This is a genomic window from Bartonella sp. AD328YNZD (assembly GCF_042196425.1).
This window is the reverse complement of record NZ_JBHIQG010000290.1, coordinates 1-3,075: the sequence shown is the minus strand read 5'-3', so window position 1 is coordinate 3,075 and position 3,075 is coordinate 1. Positions and strand designations below refer to the sequence as shown.

1 pseudogene is annotated in these 3,075 nt (G+C 39.9%); it reads left to right on the top strand.

Annotation, left to right across the window (positions count from 1 at the left end):
* Window positions 1–3,075, top strand: a pseudogene (locus tag ACFIO3_RS10780) (hypothetical protein); the annotation flags it as partial.

Here is a 3,075-nt window from a genome sequence, read left to right as displayed (position 1 = left end):
CTATGATGAGCAAGGACAATGGAAAGCTCCAAGTTTTAAGGTTAAGACAGTTAAGGATGATGGTAAATCTGAAGAGAAAACTTATAGCAATGTGGCGGATGCTTTGGCTGGAGTTGGTACTTCTGTTACGAATGTAAAAAATGAGATCAGCAAAGAGATTACGAATGTAGTGAGTGAAAGCCTTGTCAAGCAGGATAACGAAACGGCTCCTATCACTGTTGGTAAGGAGACAAATGGCACTGTAATCAATGTTGCAAACAAAAGCGGTGTGAAACGGGTTATTTCTGGTGTGAAAGATGCAGAACAAGACAATGATGCCGTTAACAAGGGTCAGCTTGATGCAAGTCTGAAGGAACTTGCTACCAGCCTTCAGTCAGAAGATTCAGCTGTTGTTCATTATGATAAAAAAGAGGGTGATAATGGTGGCATTGATTACACGAGTGTAACTTTAGGTAAAGGTAAGGATAAGGCAGCTGTAGGTTTGCATAATGTTGCTGATGGTCAGATTGCCAAGGGTTCACATGATGCGATTACGGGTGGACAGATTAATAAAATCGGTGAGGATGTAGCTAAGTTTTTAGGTGGAGAAGCATCCTTTAAAGATGGAGCTCTTACACAGCCAAGGTATAAATTATCGCATATTTCTGAAGATGGTCAGGTAAGCACGAGCGCCTTTGATGGTGTGGGTGGTGCGTTTGAAGGTCTTGATGATAATATCAAAAATGTGAATCAGCGTATTAAGGAAGTTTCAGAAGGAGTTGCACAAGATTCTTTGAATTGGAGTAATGAAGCCAATGCGTTTTTAGCTAAGCATGGAACGGAAGGAAGCAATAGCAAAATTACGTTTCTAGCAAATGGTGAGATTAGCGCTAAATCAACGGATGCTGTCACTGGTAATCAACTTTATTCAATGAATCAGACATTTGCGACGTATTTTGGTGGAGGTGCAGGTTATAATGAAAAGGGAGAATGGGTTGCACCTACCTTCAAGCTTAAAACTGTTAATTCTGATGGTAGTGCTGGTGAGGAAAAGGTTTACAATAGTGTATCGGAAGCATTTGCTGGAGTTGCGAGTTCTATCACGAATGTTCATAATGATGTAACTAATGTTGTCAGTGATAGCCTTATCAAGCAGGATGATGATACGAAGGTTATCACTATTGGTAAAGAAGTAGCAGGTACGGAAATAAGTCTTCTGGACGAAAAGGGCAAAGAACGGACGCTTTCAGGTATTAAGGCAGCAGAGAATGACAATGAAGCAGTCAATAAAGCGCAGCTTGATGCAAGTCTGAAGGATCTTTCTATCAGCCTTCAGTCTGATGATTCAGCTGTTGTTCACTACGATAAGCTGGCAGATGGTAAAACTGATTATAGCAGTGTGACTTTAGGTAAAGGTAAGGATGCAGGACTAGTTGCACTTCATAATATAGCGGATGGTACCATTGCTGAAAATTCACATGATGCGATTAATGGTAGTCAGATCAACACGATTTCTCAAGATGTTGCTAAGTTTTTAGGTGGTGATGCGGCGTTTAAAGATGGTAGCTTTACCAACCCTACTTATAAATTATCTCATGTTTCTGAGGAAGGAAAAGTAACAGACGGTTCTTATAACGATGTCGGTAGTGCTTTTACTGGACTTGATAAAAATATCAAGAATGTGAATCAGCGTATTAAAGAAGTTTCTGAAAGTGTAGCGCAGGATTCTTTGAACTGGAGCGAGGCAGATAGTGCCTTTGTAGCGATGCATGGAGAAGGTAAAGGCAAAAGCAATAGCAAATTGAAGTTTTTGTTAGATGGAGACGTTTTAAAGGGTTCGACAGAAGCAATAACCGGTAATCAGCTTTATTCGATGGGTAGTGCGCTTGCGACATATTTCGGTGGTGGTGCTAAGTATGAAAAAGGGGAGTGGTTTGCACCTACCTTCAAGCTTAAAACCGTCAATGGTGATGGTACTGAAATTGAAAAAAGCTATCAGAGTATAGCGGATGCATTTGCAGGTATTGCGAGTTCTATTACGAATGTTCATAATGATGTGACGAATGTTGTCAGTGATAGCCTTGTTAAGCAGGATAATGAAACTGCACCTATCACTGTTGGTAAAGAAACGAGCGGTACAGAAATTAATATTGCAAATAAGGATCAAGCAGATCGGACGCTTTCTGGTGTGAAGGCCGCAACGAAGAATAATGAAGCAGTTAACAAAGGTCAGCTTGATGAAAGTCTGAAGGAACTTTCTAATAATCTTCAGTCAGAAGATTCCATTGTTGTTCATTACGATAAAAAGGAAAAGGGTGAAACTGATTATACGAATATAACTTTAGGAAAAGGTAAGGATTCTTCCCCAGTTTCACTCCATAATGTTGCTGATGGTAAGATTATCAAGGATTCACATGATGTAATTACGGGTGGTCAGATCAATAAAATTGGTGAGGATATTGCTAAGTTCTTAGGTGGAGAATCCTCCTTTAAAGATGGCGCTCTTACACAGCCAACCTATAAATTATCCGAGGTTTCTGAAGAAGGTAAGGTAAAAGATAAATCGTATACTGGTGTTGGCACGGCTTTTTCAGGTCTTGATGAAAATATCAAGCATGTAAATCAGCGCATTAAAGAAGTATCAGAAGGTGTTGCACAGGATTCTTTAAATTGGAGTAGTGCTGAGGGTGCATTTTTAGCACAGCATGGGGAGAAAAAGGGAACAAAAACGAATAGCAAGATTAAATTTCTTGCAAATGGAGAGGTTTCTGAAAGCTCAACAGAAGCGATTACCGGCAATCAGCTTTATTCAATGAGTAACACTCTCGCGATATATTTAGGTGGTGGTGCTGGCTACGAGAATGGACAATGGAAAGCTCCCAATTTTGTTATCAAGAAAGTTGATGCAGCAGGCAAAGAAAGTGAGAAAAGCTATAATAGTGTAGCGGAAGCTCTTTCTGATATTAGTACTTCTGTTACGAATGTTCATAATGATGTGACCACTGTTGTCAGTGATAGCCTTGTCAAGCAGGATGAAGATACGAAGGTTATCAAGATTGGTGCTGAAAAAGAAGGTGCAGAAATCAGTTTTACCAA